Source organism: Methylobacterium sp. 174MFSha1.1 (genome assembly GCF_900116815.1).
Classification (GTDB): Bacteria; Pseudomonadota; Alphaproteobacteria; order Rhizobiales; family Beijerinckiaceae; genus Methylobacterium.
In genome coordinates this window covers 122130-141371 of record NZ_FPCB01000015.1, presented here as the reverse complement: position 1 = coordinate 141371, position 19242 = coordinate 122130, and the positions used below count along the sequence as shown (strand labels likewise).

19 protein-coding genes are annotated in these 19242 nt (G+C 70.2%); 5 read left to right on the top strand and 14 right to left on the bottom strand.

Annotation, left to right across the window (positions count from 1 at the left end):
* Positions 1-5: 5 nt before the first annotated feature.
* On the bottom strand, positions 6-689 hold the full coding sequence (locus tag BM430_RS14445; RefSeq protein ID WP_093567950.1) for an amino acid ABC transporter permease: 684 nt from the start codon (positions 687-689) through the stop codon (positions 6-8).
* Positions 686-1837: a mannitol dehydrogenase family protein gene (locus BM430_RS14440; protein WP_093567949.1), complete on the bottom strand. Its 1152-nt coding sequence runs from the start codon at positions 1835-1837 to the stop codon at positions 686-688. Before BM430_RS14440 ends, BM430_RS14445 begins: the two co-directional genes overlap by 4 nt.
* A 200-nt stretch (positions 1838-2037) precedes the next feature.
* Between BM430_RS14440 and BM430_RS14435 the strand changes: the two genes are divergently transcribed.
* Both BM430_RS14435 and BM430_RS14430 read left to right on the top strand, forming a co-directional pair.
* Positions 2038-2994, top strand: coding sequence for a GntR family transcriptional regulator (locus BM430_RS14435; protein WP_093567948.1), 957 nt, complete (start codon positions 2038-2040; stop codon positions 2992-2994).
* A gap of 536 nt (positions 2995-3530) precedes the next feature.
* Positions 3531-5012: a TolC family protein gene (locus tag BM430_RS14430; RefSeq protein ID WP_093567947.1), complete on the top strand. Its 1482-nt coding sequence runs from the start codon at positions 3531-3533 to the stop codon at positions 5010-5012.
* 378 nt (positions 5013-5390) lie between these two features.
* On the opposite strand, the gene BM430_RS14425 is transcribed toward BM430_RS14430, so the two are convergent.
* From BM430_RS14425 to rocF, 8 genes are all read right to left on the bottom strand, one after another.
* A complete protein-coding gene (locus BM430_RS14425; protein WP_093567946.1) occupies positions 5391-7544 on the bottom strand; it encodes a peptidase domain-containing ABC transporter in 2154 nt (717 codons plus the stop codon).
* A gap of 4 nt (positions 7545-7548) precedes the next feature.
* Positions 7549-8826, bottom strand: coding sequence for an HlyD family secretion protein (locus BM430_RS14420; RefSeq protein WP_093567945.1), 1278 nt, complete (start codon positions 8824-8826; stop codon positions 7549-7551).
* Positions 8827-8847: 21 nt separating this feature from the next.
* A complete protein-coding gene (locus BM430_RS14415) occupies positions 8848-9792 on the bottom strand; it encodes an LpxL/LpxP family acyltransferase (protein WP_093567944.1) in 945 nt (314 codons plus the stop codon).
* A gap of 53 nt (positions 9793-9845) precedes the next feature.
* Positions 9846-9983 carry a hypothetical protein gene (locus BM430_RS34700; RefSeq protein WP_177303047.1) on the bottom strand — a complete coding sequence of 46 codons (138 nt, stop codon included), beginning with the start codon at positions 9981-9983 and terminating at the stop codon, positions 9846-9848.
* A gap of 55 nt (positions 9984-10038) precedes the next feature.
* Positions 10039-10176 carry a hypothetical protein gene (locus BM430_RS34695; RefSeq protein WP_162596316.1) on the bottom strand — a complete coding sequence of 46 codons (138 nt, stop codon included), beginning with the start codon at positions 10174-10176 and terminating at the stop codon, positions 10039-10041.
* A 55-nt stretch (positions 10177-10231) separates the two neighbouring features.
* Positions 10232-10369, bottom strand: a complete 138-nt coding sequence (locus BM430_RS34690) for a hypothetical protein (RefSeq protein ID WP_162596317.1) — start codon at positions 10367-10369, stop codon at positions 10232-10234.
* Between the two features lie 510 nt (positions 10370-10879).
* Positions 10880-11932 carry an ornithine cyclodeaminase gene (locus tag BM430_RS14410; protein WP_093567943.1) on the bottom strand — a complete coding sequence of 351 codons (1053 nt, stop codon included), beginning with the start codon at positions 11930-11932 and terminating at the stop codon, positions 10880-10882.
* The gene (rocF, locus tag BM430_RS14405; RefSeq protein WP_093567942.1) at positions 11933-12871 is read right to left on the bottom strand and encodes an arginase; all 939 of its coding nucleotides are present in this window, start codon (positions 12869-12871) and stop codon (positions 11933-11935) included.
* 164 nt (positions 12872-13035) lie between these two features.
* Between rocF and BM430_RS14400 the strand changes: the two genes are divergently transcribed.
* Positions 13036-13473, top strand: coding sequence for an Lrp/AsnC family transcriptional regulator (locus BM430_RS14400; RefSeq protein ID WP_093567941.1), 438 nt, complete (start codon positions 13036-13038; stop codon positions 13471-13473).
* 237 nt (positions 13474-13710) lie between these two features.
* On the opposite strand, the gene BM430_RS14395 is transcribed toward BM430_RS14400, so the two are convergent.
* From BM430_RS14395 to ndk, 3 genes are all read right to left on the bottom strand, one after another.
* A complete protein-coding gene (locus BM430_RS14395) occupies positions 13711-14067 on the bottom strand; it encodes a hypothetical protein (protein WP_093567940.1) in 357 nt (118 codons plus the stop codon).
* A gap of 105 nt (positions 14068-14172) precedes the next feature.
* Positions 14173-16263: a molybdopterin-containing oxidoreductase family protein gene (locus tag BM430_RS14390; protein ID WP_093568017.1), complete on the bottom strand. Its 2091-nt coding sequence runs from the start codon at positions 16261-16263 to the stop codon at positions 14173-14175.
* An 84-nt stretch (positions 16264-16347) separates the two neighbouring features.
* A complete protein-coding gene (gene ndk, locus BM430_RS14385; RefSeq protein WP_048429253.1) occupies positions 16348-16770 on the bottom strand; it encodes a nucleoside-diphosphate kinase in 423 nt (140 codons plus the stop codon).
* Positions 16771-17171: 401 nt separating this feature from the next.
* On the opposite strand from ndk, the gene BM430_RS14380 reads away from it, so the two are divergent.
* Positions 17172-17675, top strand: a complete 504-nt coding sequence (locus BM430_RS14380; RefSeq protein ID WP_093567939.1) for a DUF2147 domain-containing protein — start codon at positions 17172-17174, stop codon at positions 17673-17675.
* Between the two features lie 45 nt (positions 17676-17720).
* Here BM430_RS14380 and BM430_RS14375 read toward each other — a convergent pair whose 3' ends face one another.
* Positions 17721-18392: a glutathione S-transferase family protein gene (locus BM430_RS14375; RefSeq protein ID WP_093567938.1), complete on the bottom strand. Its 672-nt coding sequence runs from the start codon at positions 18390-18392 to the stop codon at positions 17721-17723.
* A gap of 300 nt (positions 18393-18692) precedes the next feature.
* On the opposite strand from BM430_RS14375, the gene BM430_RS14370 reads away from it, so the two are divergent.
* Positions 18693-18953 (top strand): hypothetical protein, encoded by a 261-nt coding sequence (locus tag BM430_RS14370; protein WP_093568016.1) that lies wholly within the window; start codon positions 18693-18695, stop codon positions 18951-18953.
* Positions 18954-19242: the final 289 nt, after the last annotated feature.

Here is a 19242-nt window from a genome sequence, read left to right as displayed (position 1 = left end):
CCCCGCTAGAGCGCCGTGCCGAGCTTGCGCCGGCGGGTGAAGACGAGGAGGCCGAAGCCCCAGAAGGCCCAGCGCACGACGAAGGACAGGGCGAGGTAGACGAGGCCGACGACGATGTAGGTCTCGAAGCTGCGGAAGGTGTCGGACTGGATGCGGTTCGCCACCGCCGTCAGTTCCTCGGCCGAGATCTGCGAGCAGATCGACGAGGCGAGCATCAGGAGCACGTACTGGCTGACCAGGGCCGGGTAGACCCGCTCGATCGCCGGGCGCAAGACCACGTGCCAGTAGATCTGGCGGCGGTTCAGCCCCAGGCACTCCCCCGCCTCGACCTGCGCCCTGTGGATGCTCTCGATCCCGGCGCGCATGATCTCGCAGGTATAGGCCACCACGTTGACGACGAGGGCGAGCACCGCCGCGACGTTGGCGTCGACCCGCAGGCCGAGCACCGCGATGCCGAAATAGACCAGGAAGATCTGCACGAGCAGCGGCGTGTTGCGGATCACCTCGACATAGGCGCCGACGACCCGCTTCATCCAGGGCGGCCCGTCGGCGCGCGCGATGGCGCAGAGCGCGCCGCCGACGAAGCCGAGCACCGTCGCCAGCGCCGAGAGCTGGAGCGTCAGCCAGACCCCGGCGGCGAAGTCGCGCCAGTACGGCAGCAGGGCGGCGAAATCGAACTGGTAGGTCATGCCGCGCCCGAGGCCGGGTAGGCGGCAGCCAGCGCCCTTAAACCCGGCGCGGGCAGACGGGTGCCCGCCTCCTCGACCCAGGCCAGGAAGGCGGGAATCCGCCGCTCGACCTTCTGGACGTGGTTCTGGGCGATGTCGGAGAGGCGGTGGTTCAGGTAGGGGTTGAGGAACCGGTCGAGGGTGGCGACGACGTAGGCCTCGGCCTCCGCCCCCATCCCGCGGGCGGAAAAGCCCGGCACCACCTCGTCGCGGTAGAGCGCGTCGAGCCGCGCCCGGATCGCCGGATCGGCCAGGATCTCGCGCACGGTCTCACCTTCCGGCCGGCCCTCGCGCTGCCAGATCTCGGCGAGGAAGGTGTGGCCGAGATTGAGGATGTGCAGCTTCAGCCGCTCGTAGGGTTCGAGATCGTCGGCGAGCACGATGCAGGGATGCTCGCACGGGAGAACGAGGCCGGGCCGGCGCTCGATCGCCCACAGGGCGTAGGGCTCGGCCACGGCGCCGACCGGCTCGATCGGCTCGGAGACGATGCGGTCGACGAGGGTGTCGGTGAAGGTCGCACCCTCGCGCAGCCAGGTCCGGAAGTCCTCCGGCAGGCCGGCCTCGCCCGCGAGGTCGAGGACCAGGCCCTGGAGCACCCGGCCGTTGCGGTTGATCAGCTCGCAGGGCAGCACCGTGAGCGGGCGCCCGCCCGCCTGCCAGCGGCGGTAGAGGAGCTGGGTCAGCTTGCCCGGAAACGAGGCCGGGGGATGCGCCTCGACCCATCCCGCACCGCGGTCGGAGGCGGCCATCGCGTAGCCGGTATCGCCGGTATTCGAGAGGACGATCTCGGCCTCGTCGACGAACAGGGCCGTCACGGCGTCCCAGTCGGTCGTCGCCGAGAGGCCGCGGTCGATGCTGGTGACGGTGACCTGCCGCTCGACCGGCGCGCCGTCCGCGATGCCGCGAATGACGACCGGATAGCCCTCCGGCGCCCCGAAGGCGGCGACGCGCCCGGCGCGGGAGGCGGCGCCCGAGGTCTGCACCACCGCGACCGGGCCGACCGCCTGGCCGGCCTCGCGCGCCTCGTGGATGAAGAGGTCGGCATGGGCCTGCAGGAAGCGGCTGGTGCCGAACTGGACGACCCGCCGGCTCTTTCGGGCGACGCTCATGCGCAACGCGCCGCGCGGGCGGAAATGCTGCCGATCGGGGCCATGGGCGTGTCCTCACCGGGTAGGGCTTATGTATTATCATGCATAAAGAACCGGCTCGCTTCGGCTGTCAAACGGTTTTTTATGTGCGAAAAACCGCCTTAGGGCGGATGGACGCGGGACCGTCCGGCGTGTTGGACTCGTGCCCGCGGGAGGACGGGATGCGGGCGAACACGGTCCACAAGCGGGCCTACAACCAATGCTTGTCCGTGCTGGCGGAGCGGCCGCTCGGACCCTGGTCCGCCTCGGAGGCCGACCTGTCCGATCTGCTCGAGGTCAGCCGCACGACGGTGCGGGGCGTGCTGGCGGGGCTCGCCGCGTCCGGCATCGTCGGGACGGACGGGGCGCGGCGCTGCCTGATCCGCCATCCGCGGCCTGAGGATTATTTTCCTGGACTCGAGACCGAGACGGTGGCGGAGGCCGTCGAACGCAAGTTCATGCAATGGGTGCTCCAGGGCGATTGCCGCCCGGGCCAGATGGTCAATACCGCGGAATTGGCGCGCCTGTTCGGCGTCTCCACCACGGCGGTGCGGGAATACCTGACCCGGTTCAGCCAGTTCGGGCTCTTGAAGCGGCGCGAGAACAGCGGCTGGATCTTCGCCGGCGTGACGCCGGACTTCGCCGCCGAGATCTACGAGATTCGCGAGATGTTCGAGCTGCGCTCGGCCCGCCGCTTCGTGGAGCTGGCGCCGGATTCGCCGGCCTGGGCCGAGCTCGCGGCGATCGAGCGCGAGCATCACGCCCTGCTCGCCGAGATCGACGCGCGCTATCGCGACTTCTCACGCCTCGACGAGCGGCTGCACCGGCTGATCCACGACGCCTCGCGCAACCGCTTCATCCGCGACTTCTACGACGTGATCTCGATCATCTTCCACTACCATTACCAGTGGGACAAATCCGACGAGAAGGAGCGCCACCGCGTCGCCCTGCGCGAGCACCTCGACTACATCGCCGCCCTGCGCTCGCGCGACCTGCGCCAGATCGACCAGACCTGCCGGGCCCATCTGCGCACCGCCCGGGCGACCCTGCTGCGCTCGATCGCGGTCGGCCCGCTGGGTGGTGCGCCGGCGCGGATGCAGGGGCCGGAGGTTGGCGAGGCGCTTCCGCCCGCCGGATGACGTCTTCGTGCCGCCGGGCGCGTTCTGCGGTCGAGTCTCGCGCGGTCTCGATCCCGGAGCCTGTTCGATGGGCTCGACAGGATTGCCACCCTCCGGGTCATTCCGGGGCCGCGCAGCGGAGCCCGGAATCCAGACACGCCAGCGGTTCAGGATGGAGCGTCACGCATGCCGCCTCTTTCTGCACCATCCGCGGTCCTGGGCGTGCCTGCGGCACTCCGGGCTCCGCTGCGCGGCCCCTGAATGACAGGGAGGTTATGGAAATCGATAGAGTCCAATCAAACAAGCTCTCAGATGTTTTCAATCTCGATCTGCCGATCGACGTTTCATATGGCACATTTGACGATTTAGTATCAAGGAGAAAAGTCCGTCACGTCTGAATCCGGCGTCATTTCGCTGTGCAACCGGTGCCTGCACGGGCGTCCGTCCATAGGTAAGGCTTCGTTCACCCTGTTGCGCGAAGAAGAGAGCGGCCGTTCGCAGCGTCCTCCCCGGGCAAACCCTGGGGCGGCCGGCCATCCCCTTCCTTCGGAGCTCAGATGTCGGTGCGGCGCGCGAGGATGGAGAGGCTGGGCTGCGTCCTGGCGATCCTGGCGGGCTCCGCGGCCGCGGTCCGGGCGCAGAGCCTCGAGGAGGCTTCGGCGGCGGCGCTCGAATCGAGCTTCGTGCTGCGGGCCGAGCGCGCCCGGCAGGACGGGGCCGAGGAGCGCCTGCGCGGCGCCATCGACGCCTTCATGCCCACCGTCGCCTTCACGGCCGACCGGCCGCTGCGGAGCAAGATCACCTACGCACCGGAGGCCGCCCCGCCGGTGGTCGGGCTCGACGCGACGCCGCGGCGGGCGCCGAGCGTGGTCGGAATCACCGCGAACCTGTCGCTCTTCGACGGGTTCCGGCGCTGGAACGGCTACCAGACCGCCCGGACGCTCGCCGAATCGGGCCGCCTGCTCCTGATCGGCCGGCGCCAGCAGGTGCTGCTCGACACGGCCATCGCCTATATCGCGGTCCTGCGCGACACCCGGATCCTGGCGGCGCGCGAGGCGCAACGGGTCGCGATCCAGCGCATCGCCGCCTTCACCGACAAGCAGTTCGAGCTCAACGACGCCACCCGCACCGACGTGGCGCTCGCCCGCTCGCGGGTGCAGGAGGCGGAGGCCCTGCGCCTGCGCGCCCAGGCCGACCTCACGGCGTCGCGCCTCGAATTCACCCGGCTCACCCGGATGGCGCCGGAGCGGATGCTGCCGCCGCGCCTGCCCGACGGGCTGCCGCGCAGCGCCGACGCCTATGCCGATCTGGTGCGCAAGGCCAATCCCGACATCGCGGCGTTCCAGCTTGAGGCGGAGGCTGCCGGCTACCAGGCCAAGGCTGCGGTCGCGGACCTTCTCCCCAAGGTCAACCTGCAATTCTCGAAGATCGCGCAGCTCGGCTACAGCCCGGCCCTCGACCGGATCACCGACACGACGACCCGGGTGGTCGCGACCGTGCCGATCTACGAGCCCGGAAGCCTGCCGCGGATCGGCGAGGCCTCGGCGCTGGCGCGCCAGCGCGGCTACGAGGCGCAGGACAAGGAACTGGCGACCCTCACTGCGGCCCGCATCGCCTTCGCGCGGCGCCAGGCCACCGCCGAGCAATACGTCCAGCTGACGGCGCGGATCCGCGAATTGCGCGAGACGATGCGGGGTTTCGGCATCGAGCGGGCGGCGGGTTTTCGGACGGTCCTCGACGAATTGAACATCCGCGGCGAGCTCGCCAATGCCGAGGTGGCGGCGGAGGTCGTGCTGAACGAGCGCGACGGGCAGGCGCTCCAGCTCGCCGCCGCGGCGGCCCTCCTCGACGCCGCGCCCGGCGGGCCGCCGGCGCGGCGGTTCGAGTCGGTCGCCCCGCCCTCGCCGGCCCTGCGCCGCTCGCTCGCGGCGGCTCCGCCCGACGGGGTGCCGGTCCCGCGTGCGAGCGCGGCGATGGGGACGAGGGCGCTGCCGGCGCCGGTGCTGCGGGTCTCGCGGGCGGAGGCGGATTCCCGGTAGAGGTGCCGGGTCTTGGCGCGGGAGACATGGGTCCAGCTGACGGATGATCTCGAACCGCACGGTTCAGGGCAGTGGTGGGCGATCACCTCGAACAGGCGATATTCAATGATCACCCCACGCCCTTTCCCGGACGACTGAAGCGTCAGCGGAAGGAGATCCGGGATCTAGCAAGAGACTTCGCGAAGCGTCCGTCTGTCTGCAACGTTGCAGTCAAGGAGCCGCTTCGCGGCACTTCTCTCCTGGATCCCGGATCTCCTTCCGCTGACGCTTCAGTCGTCCGGGAAAGGGGAGCCCCATGACAAACGTCCACTTGCAAGCGCCGGCCCAGATCGCTGTCGGATGCCGTGCCTCATCCGCGGAAGAGCGCTGTCACCCCCCTCACGCCGCCTCCGGCACCGGCGCCCCGGGCTTCTCCGGCGGGCGCGGATCCTCCGTCAGCTGCCCGTTCTCGATCCGGAAGACCCGTTCGACCTGGTCGAGCAGGCGCTCGCTATGCGTGATGAACACCTTGGCGGCCTTCACGCCCTTCAGGCTCTCGACGAGGGCGACCTCCGTCGCCGGGTCGAGATTCGCCGTCACCTCGTCGAGGAGCATCAGCCGCGGCCGGCGGCAGATCGCGCGGGCGAGCAGCAGGCGGCGGCGCTGGCCGGTGGAGAGCACGCTGCCCTCCTCCGAGACGTGGGTGGCGTAGCCCTGGGGCAGCCGCTCGATCTCCTCGCGCAAGCTGACGCGGACCAGGGCCGCCTCCATCTCGGCGTGGGACACGGCCGGATCGAACAGCGACAGGTTGTCGGCCACCGTGCCGGCGAAGAGGCCATCATCGGCGAAGACGACCCCGAGATTGGCCCGGTACTCGCGCTTGCCGAACTGGCTCAACGGCGCGCCGTCGACCGTAACCGAGCCGGCGGCGGGCTCGGTGAGGCTGGCGAGGATCCGCATCAACGAGGACTTGCCCGAGCCCGAGGCGCCGACGATCGCGATGGTCTCGCAGCGGCCGACATCGATGGTCAGCGAGGCCCCCGTGAGGATCGGCTCGTCGCCGCGGCCGAACTGGATCGTGACGTTGTCGACCCGCACCTCCTTGCGGATCGCCCGGTGGACCATCGCCTCGTGCAGGCCCTCCTCCGGGGCCTGGCCGATCACGTCGTCGAGGCGGGCGACGTGGACCTTGAGGGCGGCGAGCTGGAGCAGGCTCGAGGTCAGGTGGTTGACCCGGTCGAAGAAGTCGGTGCGCAGGGCGATGAAGGCGTAGAGCGTGCCGATCGTCAGGGTGTTCTTGATGACGCCGGTGATGCCGAGATAGAGCGTCGCCACGGTGCTCACCGCGATGACGACGTGCATCAGGAACTCGGCGTCGAGCCCGGCCTTCTTCGCCCGGAAGTCGAGATTGGCGAAGCGCGCGAAGCTCTCGAACCAGTTCATGGCGAAGAGCTCGGTGCTGTTGTGCGCCTTCAGGCTGCCGATGCGCTGCAGCCCGTCGATCAGGCTCGCCTGCTCCTGCGAGCGCGCCTCCAGCGAGCCGGCGGTGGCGCGGTCGAGCGTCGGGAAGGTGACGAAGCGCATCGCCAGCACCGCGGCGAGCGTCGCCAGGGTGATCGACGCCATGACGGGCGAGTAATAGTACATCAGCCCGACGAGCAGGAACGACGTGCCGATATCGGCGAACGACGTGACCAGTCCCCCGACCATGAAGGTGCGGATCGTGTCGATCGACTGGATTCGGGTGACGAAGTCGCCCGGATGGCGCAATTCGAAGTAGCTCAGCGGCAGGCGCAGCGCGTGGCCGACGACGTTGCGGGTGAACTGGAGCTGGAGCAGCGTCGAGGCCCGGAGCGCGATATAGCCGCGCAGCCACTGCCCGAACGCCTCGAACAGCATCATCAGGACCAGGCCGGCGGCCAGCATCTGCATCAGGTCGAGGTCGACCTGCGGTATCACCACGTCGAGCGCGATCTGGAGCAGCACCGGGGTGGTGAGGCCGAGCAGCGAGATCGCCACCGAGACCAGCGTGATCTGCCACACCGTGCCGCCGAGGCCCCGGGCGCTGCGCAGGATGTCGAACAGCTTGAGCCGGTCGCCGACCTTGATCGCCCGGAAATCCATCCGCGGCGCGAATTCGAGCACGACGCCGCCGAACAGCCGCTCCATGTCGGCGCGCTCGTAGACCCGCAGGCCGAATTCCGGATCCTGGACGTGGTACTGTCCGCGGGCGATCTTCTCCAGCACCACGAAGTGGTTGCCGCGCCAGTGCAGGATCGCCGGCAGGGCCACCTGATCCAGCTCGGCCACCCCGTCGAGGGCGTAGCCGCTGGCGTCGAGGTCGAGGCTGTCGGCGAGCTGCACGATGCTCGCGAGCGTCATGCCGTTGCGCGACAGCGGAAACAAAGCCCGCAGGTAGGCGAGGTCGATGTCGTGGCGGTGGTAGTTCGCCACCATCGCCAGCGCCGCGAGCCCGCACTCGTTGGCCTCGTTCTGGAGGATCGTGCGCACCCGCCGCTTGCCCGTGAGCGCGCGCCTGAGCCAATCGGTCATCGGATCATCCTCTTCCGCGCATCGCCCGGATCGGATCGAGCATCCAGTCGATCAGCCGCCGCCGCTCGACCACGATGTCGGCCGAGAGGGTCGAGCCGATGCGGATCGGCTCGTCGGTGCCGTAGGCGCGCATGGTGCGCGACTCGGGCCTCACCTCGACCCGGTAGACGGATTGGCGCGAAGCCGCCGCCGCCGCATCGCCCCCGCCCTCTTCGGCCGAGGCCAGCATCGGGTTGCGCAACGGGGTGCCGGAGATCACCGTGATCGTGCCCTTGGCGATGCCGAAGGTCTTGAACGGGAAGGCGTCGTATTTCAGCACCACCTCCTGGCCGACCTTGGCGAGCCCGATCGCGCGGGCCGGCACTTCGAGCACGACCAGCGGATCGGCCCGCGTGTCGCCGAGGATCGCCACCACCTGGTCGGCGGTGACCGAATCGCCGGGCTGGACGTAGAGGCCGGCGACCTCGCCGTCGGTGGGGGCCACCACGTCGATGCGCGACTGGGCGCCGAGGGCGGTGATCTGCGCCTCGATGGCGCTCAATTCGTTGCGGGTGGTGGCGAGCTGGGCCGCCTTCTCGGTGTCGCCGGTGCGCTGCGCCCGCAGGCGCTCGGAGGTGCTCTGGCGCAACTCGGCCCGGCGGGCGCGCAGTTCGGCGATCTGGCGGGCGTAGTCGAGGGCGGCGCGGCGCTGGCCGTTGAGGGTCTCGCGGGTGGCGTAACCCTGTTTGAGATAGGCCTCGACGCGGGCGACCATCTCCTCCTGCTGGGCCAGCCCCTCCTTGAGGGTGCGCTCCTGGTCGTCGAGGGCGCGCAGCACCGCCGTGACGTTGCGCTCGGTCTCGCTGCGGTCGCCGCGGGTCGAGTCGAGATAGACCGAGAGGCGCGCCTGCTCGGCGGACAGGCTGGTGCGCCGCTCCTGCAGGCTGCGCAGGGTCGCCCCGACGGTCGAGACGCCGCCCGTCGTCTGCTCGCGCAACTGCACCTGCATCAGGCGCTGGCCGCGGCTGACGGTGTCGCCCTGCTTGACGGCGATCTCCCGGACGATGCCGGCGGCCTGGGCGTCGAGGCGGGTGAGGCCCGAGGCGGCCGAGACGTAGCCGCGCACCGCTTCGGAGCGGGCGAGGCGGCCGAGGAACAGGCTCGCCACGATGACGACGATGATGGCGCCGAAGAACCACGCCATCCAGACGCTGCCGCGGTCGTGCTGGAGATGGACGCTGCCGGTGAGCCGCCGGCGCTGGAAACTGGCCTCCGCGGGGGGAGGCGCCGCGGGTTCGCTCATCGACCGTCCGCTCGCGAGACCTTACGCCGCGAGGTCGCGCGGCGCCTCCCCGCCTGCCGGAGAGTTGTCCTGCACCGTCGCAGAGGAGGGTAAATAATCGGCGAGCATCGGCCAGAGATGCCACTGCTCCGGCCGGGCCGCGATGGCGGCCTGGATGTGCCGGCGCATGATGCCGGCGACGTGCGCCCGCTCCTCGGACGCGGTTCCGCGCACCTCGAAGGGCTGGCCGAGGCCGATCGTGTCGCCGTGGTCGTCCATGGTGGTGGCGAGCGGCACCACGGTCGCGCCGGTGAGCCGCGCCAGGGTGTCGGTACCGAAGGCGAACCGGAAGGGAAGCCCGAACATCGGCATCTCGGCCGGCGCCCCGTAGGAGGGGTCGAGGTCGCAGAACACCACGATCACCGCGCCCTTCTGGGCGAAGCGCACCGCGGACAGGAAGTCGGCCCGCTGGCTGACGTTCAGGAAGCGCACGTCGACGTCGACCTCGCGCAGGCGCTCGATCACTTCCGTCTCCATCGCCATGTCGTCGCGCTGGCGCAGGACCAGCATCGGCCGGCCCGGGAAGTAGCGGGTCATCAGGGCGGCGAGGCCGAGCACGTAGGCGCCCATGTGGAGGGGCGCGAGGATCACCGGCCGGCCGGTGGCGGCGACGCGCTCCATCACCGCCGGATCGGCGACCCGCACCCGCGCGATATCGCGCTGGATCGCCGCGATCGGGCGCCTGTGCAGGGCGCACCACTCGATCTCGGAGGCTACGTCGTGATGGGCGGCCTCGCGCGACAGGCGCAGGGCCTCGCGGCGCGGCAGCCGCAGCACGCTCTCGAAGGTCGCCGCGAAGCCGTCGCCCTTGTCCCCGGTCAGGAGGCGGCGGACCGTGACGAGGGCGCGCAGGGCGCGCCGTCGCCAGGTGAGCGGCAGGCTCGCCAGCCGCGCGGTGGTCCAGGGGATGTGCGGGGCCGTCCTCATCAGACCTCAATCCCTCTCAAGCAACAGCCCCGCACGGGTCCGCGGTCGGCGGCTCAGCCGTGCTTCTTGGACTTGCTGCTGCCGCAGGACGGGGCCGGCGGCGGGCAGGCGGGGGCCGGGGGCGGGCAGACCGGGGCGCAGATCGTGCCGCCAGCGACGGTGCCGAGGGTCTTGAGGTCGAGCTTCTTCATGATGGTCTCTCCTGTCTGTCTTTGGATGGTCGCCGTCGGGCTGATGCGGGAGCGATCAGCAGTGCTTCTTGGACTTGCTGCTGCCGCAGGACGGGGCCGGCGGGGGGCAGGCGGGGGCCGGGGGCGGGCAGACCGGGGCGCAGATGGTGCCGCCGGCGACGGTGCCGAGGGTCTTGAGGTCGAGCTTCTTCATGATGGTCTCTCCTGGTCGTCTTCTGTTGATCGAAGTCGGGCCGACGCGGCGGCGATCAGCAGTGCTTCTTGGACTTGGAGCTGCCGCAGGACGGGGCCGGCGGGGGGCAGGCGGGGGCCGGGGGCGGGCAGACTGGGGCGCAGATGGTACCGCCAGCGATGGTGCCGAGAGTCTTCAGGTCGAGGGTCTTCATCGGGGCTGTCCTCAAGTCCGGGGCTGGTTTCGCGCCCCGTTCGCAGTCTTGAGATGCCAGATGTTTCAAAACGTGTCGAGACGTGCGGGCGAACACTTGACGGGTCGTTAACCAATGCGGTTCCGGAAAGTGGATCATTGACAAAGCCTTACGCAGCGGCCTGGAAAACTGCGTAGGTAATTTCGCTGGGGAAGCCCTGTGCATGACGAGCCGGCAAGGGCTCCGTGGCTGCGGCGACGGGACGGCATGACTGGCGGACGACACGTTTGGAGGCGACTTTGACCAAGGGGAGCGGCGTTTAGAAAAAGTTCTGCTCTCCCACACGACGCCGTCGACGCTCGACGGCATCGATGATCGTCGCGAAGGTGAGGGCCGGACCGCGCCAGAATACGCTGACGGGCGCGCACCGCTCATCGTGCCCGGAAGACGCGGCAAGTTCAGTGGGGTGCCGGGACGTGACTTCGGAAGTATGCATCCGCGGGGCGGCGATGCCCCGCGAGGCGTCAGGCGTCAGGCGACGAGGCGCGGCGGCTCCGCCCGCAGCAGCATGCCGAAGAGGTCGCGCGGATCGTCCGGATCGGCCAAGAGGTCGAGGTCCTCGTAGTAGGGATGCTCGGCCAGGAGGTCGCGCACGGTGCGGAGTGCGGAAAAGTCCTCGATCGCGAAGCCGACGGAGTCGAACACGGTGATCTGGCGCGCGTCGGTGCGGCCGGCCGCCTCCCCCGCCAGAACGCGCCACAGCTCGGTCACCGGATGGTCCGGCGCCAGCTGCTGGATCTCGCCCTCGATGCGGGTCTGCGGCTCGTACTCGACGAAGAGGGCGGCGCGGCGCAAGGCCTCCGGCGCCAGCTCGGTCTTGCCCGGGCAGTCCCCGCCGACGGCGTTGATGTGCATCCCCTCCCCGACCAGGTTGTCGCCGAGGATCACGGCGTTGCGCTTGTCCGCCGTCACCGTGGTGACGATGTCGGCCCCGCGCACCGCCTCGGCGGTGCTGGCGCAGGCGGTGAGGTCGAAGCCGAAGCGCGCGAGGTTGCGCCGGCACTTGGCGGTCGCCGCCGGGTCGATGTCGTGGAGGCGCACGCGATCGACCCCGAGGAGCGCCCGGAAGGCCAGTGCCTGGAACTCGGCCTGGGCGCCGTTGCCGATCAGCGCCATGGTGCGCGATTCCGGCCGCGCGAGGGCTGTCGCGGCCAGCGCCGAGGTGGCGGCGGTGCGAAGAGCGGTGAGCAGGGTCATCTCGGTGATCAGCACCGGATAGCCGTTGCCGACATCGGCCAGCACCCCGAAGGCGGTGACGGTCTGGCGCCCGCCGGCGGCGTTCTTCGGATGGCCGTTGACGTATTTGAAGCCGTAGGTGCGGCCGTCGCTCGTCGGCATCAGCTCGATGACGCCCTCAGCGCTGTGGGCGGCGATCCGGGGCGTCTTGTGGAAGGCGTCCCAGCGGGAGAAATCCTCCGCGATGGCCGCGGCGAGGCGGATGAGCAGCGCCTCGATGCCGACCGCGTGGACGAGGCGCATCATGTTGTCGACGCTAACGAAGGGGACGACGTTGAGGGCCGGCATCTAGAAGCTCCGTGTCGGTCGGTCGAGGATGCGGCGGCCGAAGAGGCTGGCGGCGAGGTCCGTCATCAGCAGGGCGGTGCGGCCGCGCTCGTCGAGGAAGGGGTTGAGCTCGACGAGGTCGAGGCTCCGCACCAGGCCGGAATCGTGCAGCAGCTCCATGATCAGGTGGGCCTCCCGGAAGGTGGCCCCGCCCGGCACCGTGGTGCCGACCCCCGGGGCGATGCCGGGGTCGAGGAAATCGACGTCGAGGCTGACATGGAGCAGGCCGTCGGCCGCACTCACTTCGCGCAGGAAGTCGCGCAAGGGGGCGACGATCCCGGTCTCGTCGATGTCGCGCATGTCGTGGACCCGGGCGCCGCTCTCGGCCAGCGCCCCGCGCTCCGCCGGATCGACGCTGCGCAGGCCGACCATGCAGATCCGGGCGGGATCGAGCGCGGCTTCCAGCGGCGGGAAATAGCCGGAAAACCCCGGCCGCCCGGTGAGGTAGGCCAGCGGCACGCCGTGCAGGTTGCCGCTCGTCGTCGTGTCGAGGGTGTGGAGGTCGGCATGCGCGTCGAGCCAGAGCAGGAACAGCGGTCGTCCTTCGATGTCCGCCCGCCGCGCCATGCCCGCCACGGTGCCGGCCGAAAGGCTGTGGTCGCCGCCGAGGAAGATCGGCCGCGCCTCGGCGCTGTGCCGGAAGGCGGCCTCGGTCAGCGCCAGCGTCCAGCCCGCCGTCTCGGCGAGGTGGCGGATCGCCCGGTTCGGATGGGCCGAGCTCGCGAAGGGCAGCGGCGCGACCGCGCCGGCATCCTCGACGGTCAGGCCGAGGTCGCGGATCGCCTCGACGAGGCCCGCCGCCCGGTAGGCGCTCGGCCCCATGTCGCAGCCGAGCCGGTCGGTGCCCGACTGCACCGGCGCCCCGACCAGGACGCATCTCTCAGGATGCGTGCCCGCCACGCGATGTCTTGCCGCCCCCTGATGTCTTGCCGCCACCCGCCCGCTCCCGTCTTCCGAACAGGCTCGACGGTAGCGCGCGTCCGCGTCACTCTGAACACGGGAAACCGGTCGATTTTCCAGCCGGATCGCGCATTCTGGCAAGCGCCATTGCGCAGAGTGTCGACATGGACGTCCTCGACCAGAACCTCGTCACCCTGCTGCGGCACGATTGCCGGCGCCCGGTTTCGGAGCTCGCGGTGCTGCTGAAGGTGTCGCGCGCCACGGTGCGGGCGCGGCTCGACCGGCTCGAGCGCGACGGCGAGATCGTCGGCTACACGGTGGTGCTGCGCGCCGACGCGATGCCGGCGGCGGTGCGGGCGATCACCCTCGTCGCGGTCGAGGGGCGCAAGGCCGGCGACGTGATCGACGCGCTCAAGGGCTTTGCCGAGATCACCGCGGTCCACACGACGGTCGGCACCTGGGACATCGTCGTGGAGGTCGCCGCCGGCAGCCTGCCGGAGCTGGACGAGATGCTGCGGCGGGTGCGCCTCGTGCCGGGCGTGACCACGTCGGAGACGCACCTGCTGCTGTCGACGCCGCGCAGCGCGCGGGCACGGTTGTAGGGAAGAAGGGGCGTAGGAGGGTGAGCCGAGCCGGCTCTCACGTTGCCGCCTCTCCAGGTCATCCCGGGGCTCGCCGAAAGGCGAGAACCCGGGATCCATAACCGCTGAGGTCGAAAGAATGAGGCTGATTGCGTTCCGCCGGGTTCTGGATCGTCAGCGGTTATGGATCCCGGGTTCCGCTGCGCGGCCCCGGGATGACACGGAGGGAGGCAATGCTGTCGCGTAAGAAGGATGCGCTCAGACCGGCCGCTGCAGCTTGCAGCTGTCGATGGCGCCGAGCGCCTTGGCGCGGGCCGAATCGTTGAAGTAGCCGGTGGTGCGGTAGGCCTGGATCTCGGAGGCGTCGAGGGCGCGCAGGGTGGTGCGGGCGTAGCAGCCGCAGGGGCGCTCGAAGCTGGTCTCGGCGGCGTTCTGCATCCGGGCCTGGACGACGGCGCAGGCGCGGCGCACCCGGGTCTCGAGCTCCGAGGTCGGCGCGCTGCGCAGCGACGGATCGGGCTGGTAGGCCTCGAGCTGCGACGAGGAGGCGCCGGCAAGAGCCGCGGTAGCGCCGAGCGCGAGGAAGCCGGCGGCGAGGAAGGTGCGGAGACGCATGGGAAGTGAGGTCCGTTGGGCTGCTTGTCGTCAAGCTCGACCGTTGGACGCCGAAACTCCCCGCCCGCACAAGGGCGGGCGGGCCACACCAGGGACGAAACTCCGCTAGAGCGGCAGGGCCGCGATCGCCACATGGTTGTCGTGGAAGGCGGCGCCGCCGAACGGGGCCGGCGCGTCGGCCCCAGTCAGGGTGTTGATGCCGCGCCCGTCCGGATAGGCGTCGTTGGGCCAGATCGACTCGGCGATCAGCACCCCGCGGCGCAGGCCGGAGAACAGCGTCGCCCTGAGCGTCACGGCGCCGCGCTCGTTCGACAGGCGCACCCAGGCGCCCTCCCCGATCCCGAGCGGCCCGGCATCCTCCGGGTGGATCATCACCGTCGGGTGCCGCTCCTTGGCGAGCGAGGTCGGGGTCTCGGTGAAGCTCGAATTGAGGAAGTTGCGCGCCGGGCTGGTGGCGAGGCGGAACGGGTGGTCGGGCGTCGCGCTCATGAGCGGCGCCTCCCAGTGGTCGGGGAGCGGCGGCATCATGGGCCCGCGCGGCCCGTCCTTGGCGACCGGTACGCTCGCCCAGTCCGGCTTGAAGCGGAAGCGCCGGTCCGGATAGGCGAAGCCGTCGAGGAAGTGGGCGCGGTCGAAGGCGGGCTGCACGTCGAGGAAGCCCTCCCTCTCCATCTCCGCCAGGCTGCCGCGGCGCGACGCCTTGAGGGTGGCGTCGATCAGCTCGCGCGGGCTCATGGCGAAACCCGGATGCTCGGCGCCGAGGCGCTCGGCCAAGGCCGTGATCACCTCGTGGTTCGAGCGGCAGAGGGCCGGCGGCGCGATGCGCTTCAGGCCGAGCTGGATGTGCTGCTGGCCGCCGCCGGTATAGAGGTCGTCGTGCTCCAGGAACATCGTGGCGGGCAGGACGAGATCGGCCATGCGGGCGGTCTCGGTCATGAACTGCTCGTGGACGCAGACGAACAGGTCCTCGCGGGCGAATCCCTGCTTCACCAGCTCCTGCTCCGGTGCGACCGAGACCGGGTTGGTGTTCTGGATCAGCATCGCGGTCACCGGCGGGCCGTGGCGCAGGGCCTCTGCGTCGCCGGTCAGCACCCGGCCGATCTGCGACTGGTCGAGCATGCGGGTGCCGGGGCGGACGACGTCGAGCCCCTCGATCAACCGCTTGTTGAGGCCGAACACGCCGCTGTTCGAGTGGAAGGCGCCGCCGCCGCGATGCTGCCAGGCGCCGGTCACCGCCGGGATGCAGAGCGCGGCGTGCATGTTGGCCGCACCGTTGCGGCTGCGGGCAAAGCCGTAGCCGAGGCGGAAGAAGGTGTTTTTGGTTTCACCCACCAGATGGGCGAAACGCTCGATCTCCTCGACGGTCAGGCCGGTGATCGCCGCGGCCCATGCGGGATCGCGGCTCTTCAGATGCGCCTCCAGCTCCTCCGGGCAGTCGGTGAAGCGGGCCATGTAGTCGCGGTCGGCCAGCCCATCGCGGAACAGCACGTGCATCACCGCGCAGGCGAGCGCCCCGTCGGTGCCCGGCCGCAGCAGCAGGGCGAGGTCCGCCTGCTTCATGGTCGGGTTGTCGTAGATGTCGACCACGACCACCTTGGCACCCCGGTTCTTGCGGGCGGCCTGGACGTGGGTCATCAGGTTGACCTGGGTGTGCACCGGGTTGGTGCCCCAGATCACCACGCAGTCGCTCTCGGCGATCTCGCGCGGATCGACGCCGCCGAGGCGGCCGGTGCCGGCGATGTAGCCCGACCAGGCGAGCGTGGTGCAGATGGTCGAGTACTGGCCCGAATAGCCCTTGGCGTGGCGCAGGCGGTTGATGCCGTCGCGCATCACCAGCCCCATCGTGCCGGCATAGTAGTACGGCCAGACCGCCTCCGGCCCGTGCGCGGCTTCCGCCTCGCGGAACGCCTCCGCCACGCGGTCGAGCGCCTCGTCCCAACCGATCGGCGCGAACTGTTCGGAGCCCTTCGGGCCGGTGCGGATGAGGGGTTGGGTCAGCCGGTCGGGATGGTGGATGCGCTCGGCGTAGCGCGCGACCTTGGCGCAGACGACGCCCGCCGTGTAGCTGTGGCGCGGATTACCCCGCACCCGGCCGATCGTGGCGCCGTCGATCACCTCGACCTCGAGGGCACAGACCGACGGGCAGTCGTGCGGGCAGGTGGAGGTCGTCCGCTCGATCCGTGGCTGCGCCGTCACCGCTTCGTCCCCCATCGAAAAAGCCCCCGCCGCGGGGCGGCGAGGGCTATCAGCCTATCGGTGTTTCCCTGGCGGGGAAACCGGTTAGCCGACGATGTCCTTGTCGTCGAAGAACTGCTTGATCTCGATGCCGGCGTTCTCGAGGCTGTCGGAGCCGTGGACGGTGTTCTCGCCGACCGACTTCGCGAACTTCTGGCGGATGGTGCCCTCGGCGGCCTGGGCCGGGTTGGTGGCGCCCATCACCTCACGGTACTTGGCGACGGCGTTCTCGCCCTCGAGCACCTGGACCACGACCGGGCCCGAGGTCATGAACTCGACGAGCTCGCCGTAGAACGGGCGCTCGGCATGGACCTCGTAGAACTTCTTCGCCTGGGCGTCGGACATGCGGATGCGGCGCTGGGCGACGATGCGCAGGCCCGCCTCCTCGATCACGGCGTTGACCGCGCCGGTGAGGTTCCGGGCGGTGGCGTCGGGCTTCAGGATGGAGAAGGTGCGCTCGGTGGCCATGGGACGTCCGTTCGAAGAATAGCGGTGGCGTGGGCGGTGGGATGCCGCGCGGCACCGGACCTTTCAGGATCAAGCCTCGCAGGATGAGACCTTGCAGGATCGAACCCGGGAAGTCCGGCTCTCAAGCCGGGCGCGAGCGCCCGCGCGCCGGGTCCGTGAGCGGACGTCCGGCGCCGGGCTTATAACCGTGGGCCCCGCCTCCCTCAAGCGCCGAAGGCGGCGCGAGCGCGCCGCCGGATGCGGCAGTGCCGCAACACGGCCGAAAAATCGCCCCAAAGATCGGGCTTGCTGAATCCAACGTGACCTTTCGGCCACGCTGCCCGGGTCGCCCGTGGCGGCGTCCCTCAAGCCTTCCGCCGCCGGCGCCCTGCGTGGGCCGCGGACAGCCAGGAGCTTCCTGCATGCGCTCGATCCTGATCCCGACCCTCGCCGCTTCCCTCCTCTCGGCCGGTGCCGCCGCCGCGGCGCCCGCGGGCGATCCGTCGGGGACCTGGCTCACCGAGGACGGCCGGGCCAAGATCAAGATCGAGAAGTGCGGTCCGGGCGCCGCCCATGCCTGCGGCAAGGTGGTGTGGCTGAAGACGCCCCTCAACGACCAGGGCCAGCCGCGCACCGACATCAAGAATCCCGACCCGAAGAAGCGCGCCCGCCCGGTGATCGGCCTGACCCTGATGGACAGCCTCAAGCCCGAGGACGGCGCCTACAAGGGCCAGATCTACAATGCCGAGGAAGGCAAGCTCTACGACGTCTCGATCAACCGCGCGAGCGCGAGCGAGCTCGCGATCTCGGGCTGCATGCTGAAGATCCTGTGCGGCTCGCAGACCTGGACCAAGGCGCCCGACGAGTTCGCGCAGGCCGTGCCGGCCGTCCACGCCGCCCCGAAGGCGAAGCCCGCGGCGAACTGATTCGCCTGTTTCACCATCCACCACGTGGTGGATGGTGAAACAGGATTACCGGCCCGGCCCCGGCCCCTCCTCCGGGTCCGGCTTGAGCCGGAAGCCGCGCAGGACCCCCGGCCGGGCCTTCATCCGGTCGATCCAGGCGGCGACGTTCGGGAAGGCGGCGATGTCCTGGCCCTGGCGCTCCCAGAGCTTGGCCCAGGGCAGGATCGCGATGTCGGCGATGGTGTAGTCCTCGCCCGCGACGTGAGGATGGCGGCCGAGCTGCGCGTCGAGCGTGGCGTAGAGCTTCGTCGTCATGGCGGTGAAGCGCTCGATCGCGTAGGGGATCTTCTCCGAGGCGTAGATGCGGAAATGGTGGGTCTGGCCGAGGGCCGGGCCGAAATTCGCCGCCTGCCAGAACAGCCAGATGTCGACCGCGATGCGCGCCCGCTCCTCGGCGGGGTAGAACAGACCGGTCTTGCGGCCGAGATATTGCAGGATCGCGTTCGACTCGAACACCGTGATCGGCGTGCCGCCGGGCCCGTCCGGGTCGACGATGACCGGGATCTTGCCGTGCGGCGACACCGCCAGGAAGTCGGGCGCTCCTTGCGCACCCTTGCCGATGTTGACCGGCACCATGCGGTACGGCAGGCCGCATTCCTCGAGCATGATCGAGGCTTTCCAGCCGTTCGGCGTCGTCCAGTAGTAGAGGTCGATCGGCGTCGTCGTCACGGCCGACATGCGGCTGGTCCTTCTGGCACGGCGGGGACGGGGCGCGTCCGTCGCGCATCGGGCGTCCCGGAGAGGTAAACAGGCCCGGGCCCGCCCTGTACAGGGTGAAGGTTGTCTCAATCGGTGTTCTCGCGGCGGTCGTGCACCGGTGTCGCGGCCCGGATCGGCGAGACCCTGCCCGTCATCTCCGCTTGTCGTCCTCGCCCGAGACCGACACCCAATTGCCTTGCCCTTGCGTCAGGCTGTGGCAGTGTCGGTCCCGCGCCGGCCGATCCGGCGGCGCGCCTGCCCGCGAGCCTCCCGATGAGCCTGCCCTCTCCCCTCCTTCGCGCCTGCCTGGCGACTCTCCTCGTCGTCGCGCCCGCCGCGGTTCTCGGCCAGACGGCCTCAGGCCCGGACGTCGCGCCGCGCCGGGAGCCGAGCCCGCGCAGCCTCGCCGCCCGCGAGCGCCAGCGCCGGTGCGGCGCCGAGTGGCGCGCCCTGACGCCGCCCGACAAGGCGGCACAGGGGCCGCGCTGGCCGCAATATTACAGCCGCTGCGTCCGCCGCCTGAAGGAGCAGCGGGCCTGAACGACCGGCCGCGAGGAGCCGGCGATCGCCGATGCGGGAACGGCTGCGCCCCCTCGGCCGGCCGGATCGCGGGCCGCCGGTCGTCTCCCGTCGTCGACGTTCGAAGCCTGACATTGTTAGTGCTTGCCGGATAGGAATTTTTATTGAGACGGCGGATGTAAAACGAGATCTGACAGTTGAAGTGATCTTCGGATGCTGCTAGAAAAAAGCATCCTGAGTTTCGAGACCCAGGGCACCTGCGAGGCGCACTCCCCGAGTGCGCCTTTTTTCTTGTCCCGGTGTCTCGTTT

What these genes read in the sequence shown, in the direction of transcription:
- BM430_RS14445 (WP_093567950.1), bottom strand. Translation starts at nt 689, where the DNA reads ATGACCTACCAGTTCGATTTCGCCGCCCTGCTGCCGTACTGGCGCGAC.
- BM430_RS14440 (WP_093567949.1), bottom strand. Translation starts at nt 1,837, where the DNA reads ATGAGCGTCGCCCGAAAGAGCCGGCGGGTCGTCCAGTTCGGCACCAGC.
- BM430_RS14435 (WP_093567948.1), top strand. Translation starts at nt 2,038, where the DNA reads ATGCGGGCGAACACGGTCCACAAGCGGGCCTACAACCAATGCTTGTCC.
- BM430_RS14430 (WP_093567947.1), top strand. Translation starts at nt 3,531, where the DNA reads ATGTCGGTGCGGCGCGCGAGGATGGAGAGGCTGGGCTGCGTCCTGGCG.
- BM430_RS14425 (WP_093567946.1), bottom strand. Translation starts at nt 7,544, where the DNA reads ATGACCGATTGGCTCAGGCGCGCGCTCACGGGCAAGCGGCGGGTGCGC.
- BM430_RS14420 (WP_093567945.1), bottom strand. Translation starts at nt 8,826, where the DNA reads ATGAGCGAACCCGCGGCGCCTCCCCCCGCGGAGGCCAGTTTCCAGCGC.
- BM430_RS14415 (WP_093567944.1), bottom strand. Translation starts at nt 9,792, where the DNA reads ATGAGGACGGCCCCGCACATCCCCTGGACCACCGCGCGGCTGGCGAGC.
- BM430_RS34700 (WP_177303047.1), bottom strand. Translation starts at nt 9,983, where the DNA reads ATGAAGAAGCTCGACCTCAAGACCCTCGGCACCGTCGCTGGCGGCACG.
- BM430_RS34695 (WP_162596316.1), bottom strand. Translation starts at nt 10,176, where the DNA reads ATGAAGAAGCTCGACCTCAAGACCCTCGGCACCGTCGCCGGCGGCACC.
- BM430_RS34690 (WP_162596317.1), bottom strand. Translation starts at nt 10,369, where the DNA reads ATGAAGACCCTCGACCTGAAGACTCTCGGCACCATCGCTGGCGGTACC.
- BM430_RS14410 (WP_093567943.1), bottom strand. Translation starts at nt 11,932, where the DNA reads ATGCCGGCCCTCAACGTCGTCCCCTTCGTTAGCGTCGACAACATGATG.
- BM430_RS14400 (WP_093567941.1), top strand. Translation starts at nt 13,036, where the DNA reads ATGGACGTCCTCGACCAGAACCTCGTCACCCTGCTGCGGCACGATTGC.
- BM430_RS14395 (WP_093567940.1), bottom strand. Translation starts at nt 14,067, where the DNA reads ATGCGTCTCCGCACCTTCCTCGCCGCCGGCTTCCTCGCGCTCGGCGCT.
- ndk (WP_048429253.1), bottom strand. Translation starts at nt 16,770, where the DNA reads ATGGCCACCGAGCGCACCTTCTCCATCCTGAAGCCCGACGCCACCGCC.
- BM430_RS14380 (WP_093567939.1), top strand. Translation starts at nt 17,172, where the DNA reads ATGCGCTCGATCCTGATCCCGACCCTCGCCGCTTCCCTCCTCTCGGCC.
- BM430_RS14375 (WP_093567938.1), bottom strand. Translation starts at nt 18,392, where the DNA reads ATGTCGGCCGTGACGACGACGCCGATCGACCTCTACTACTGGACGACG.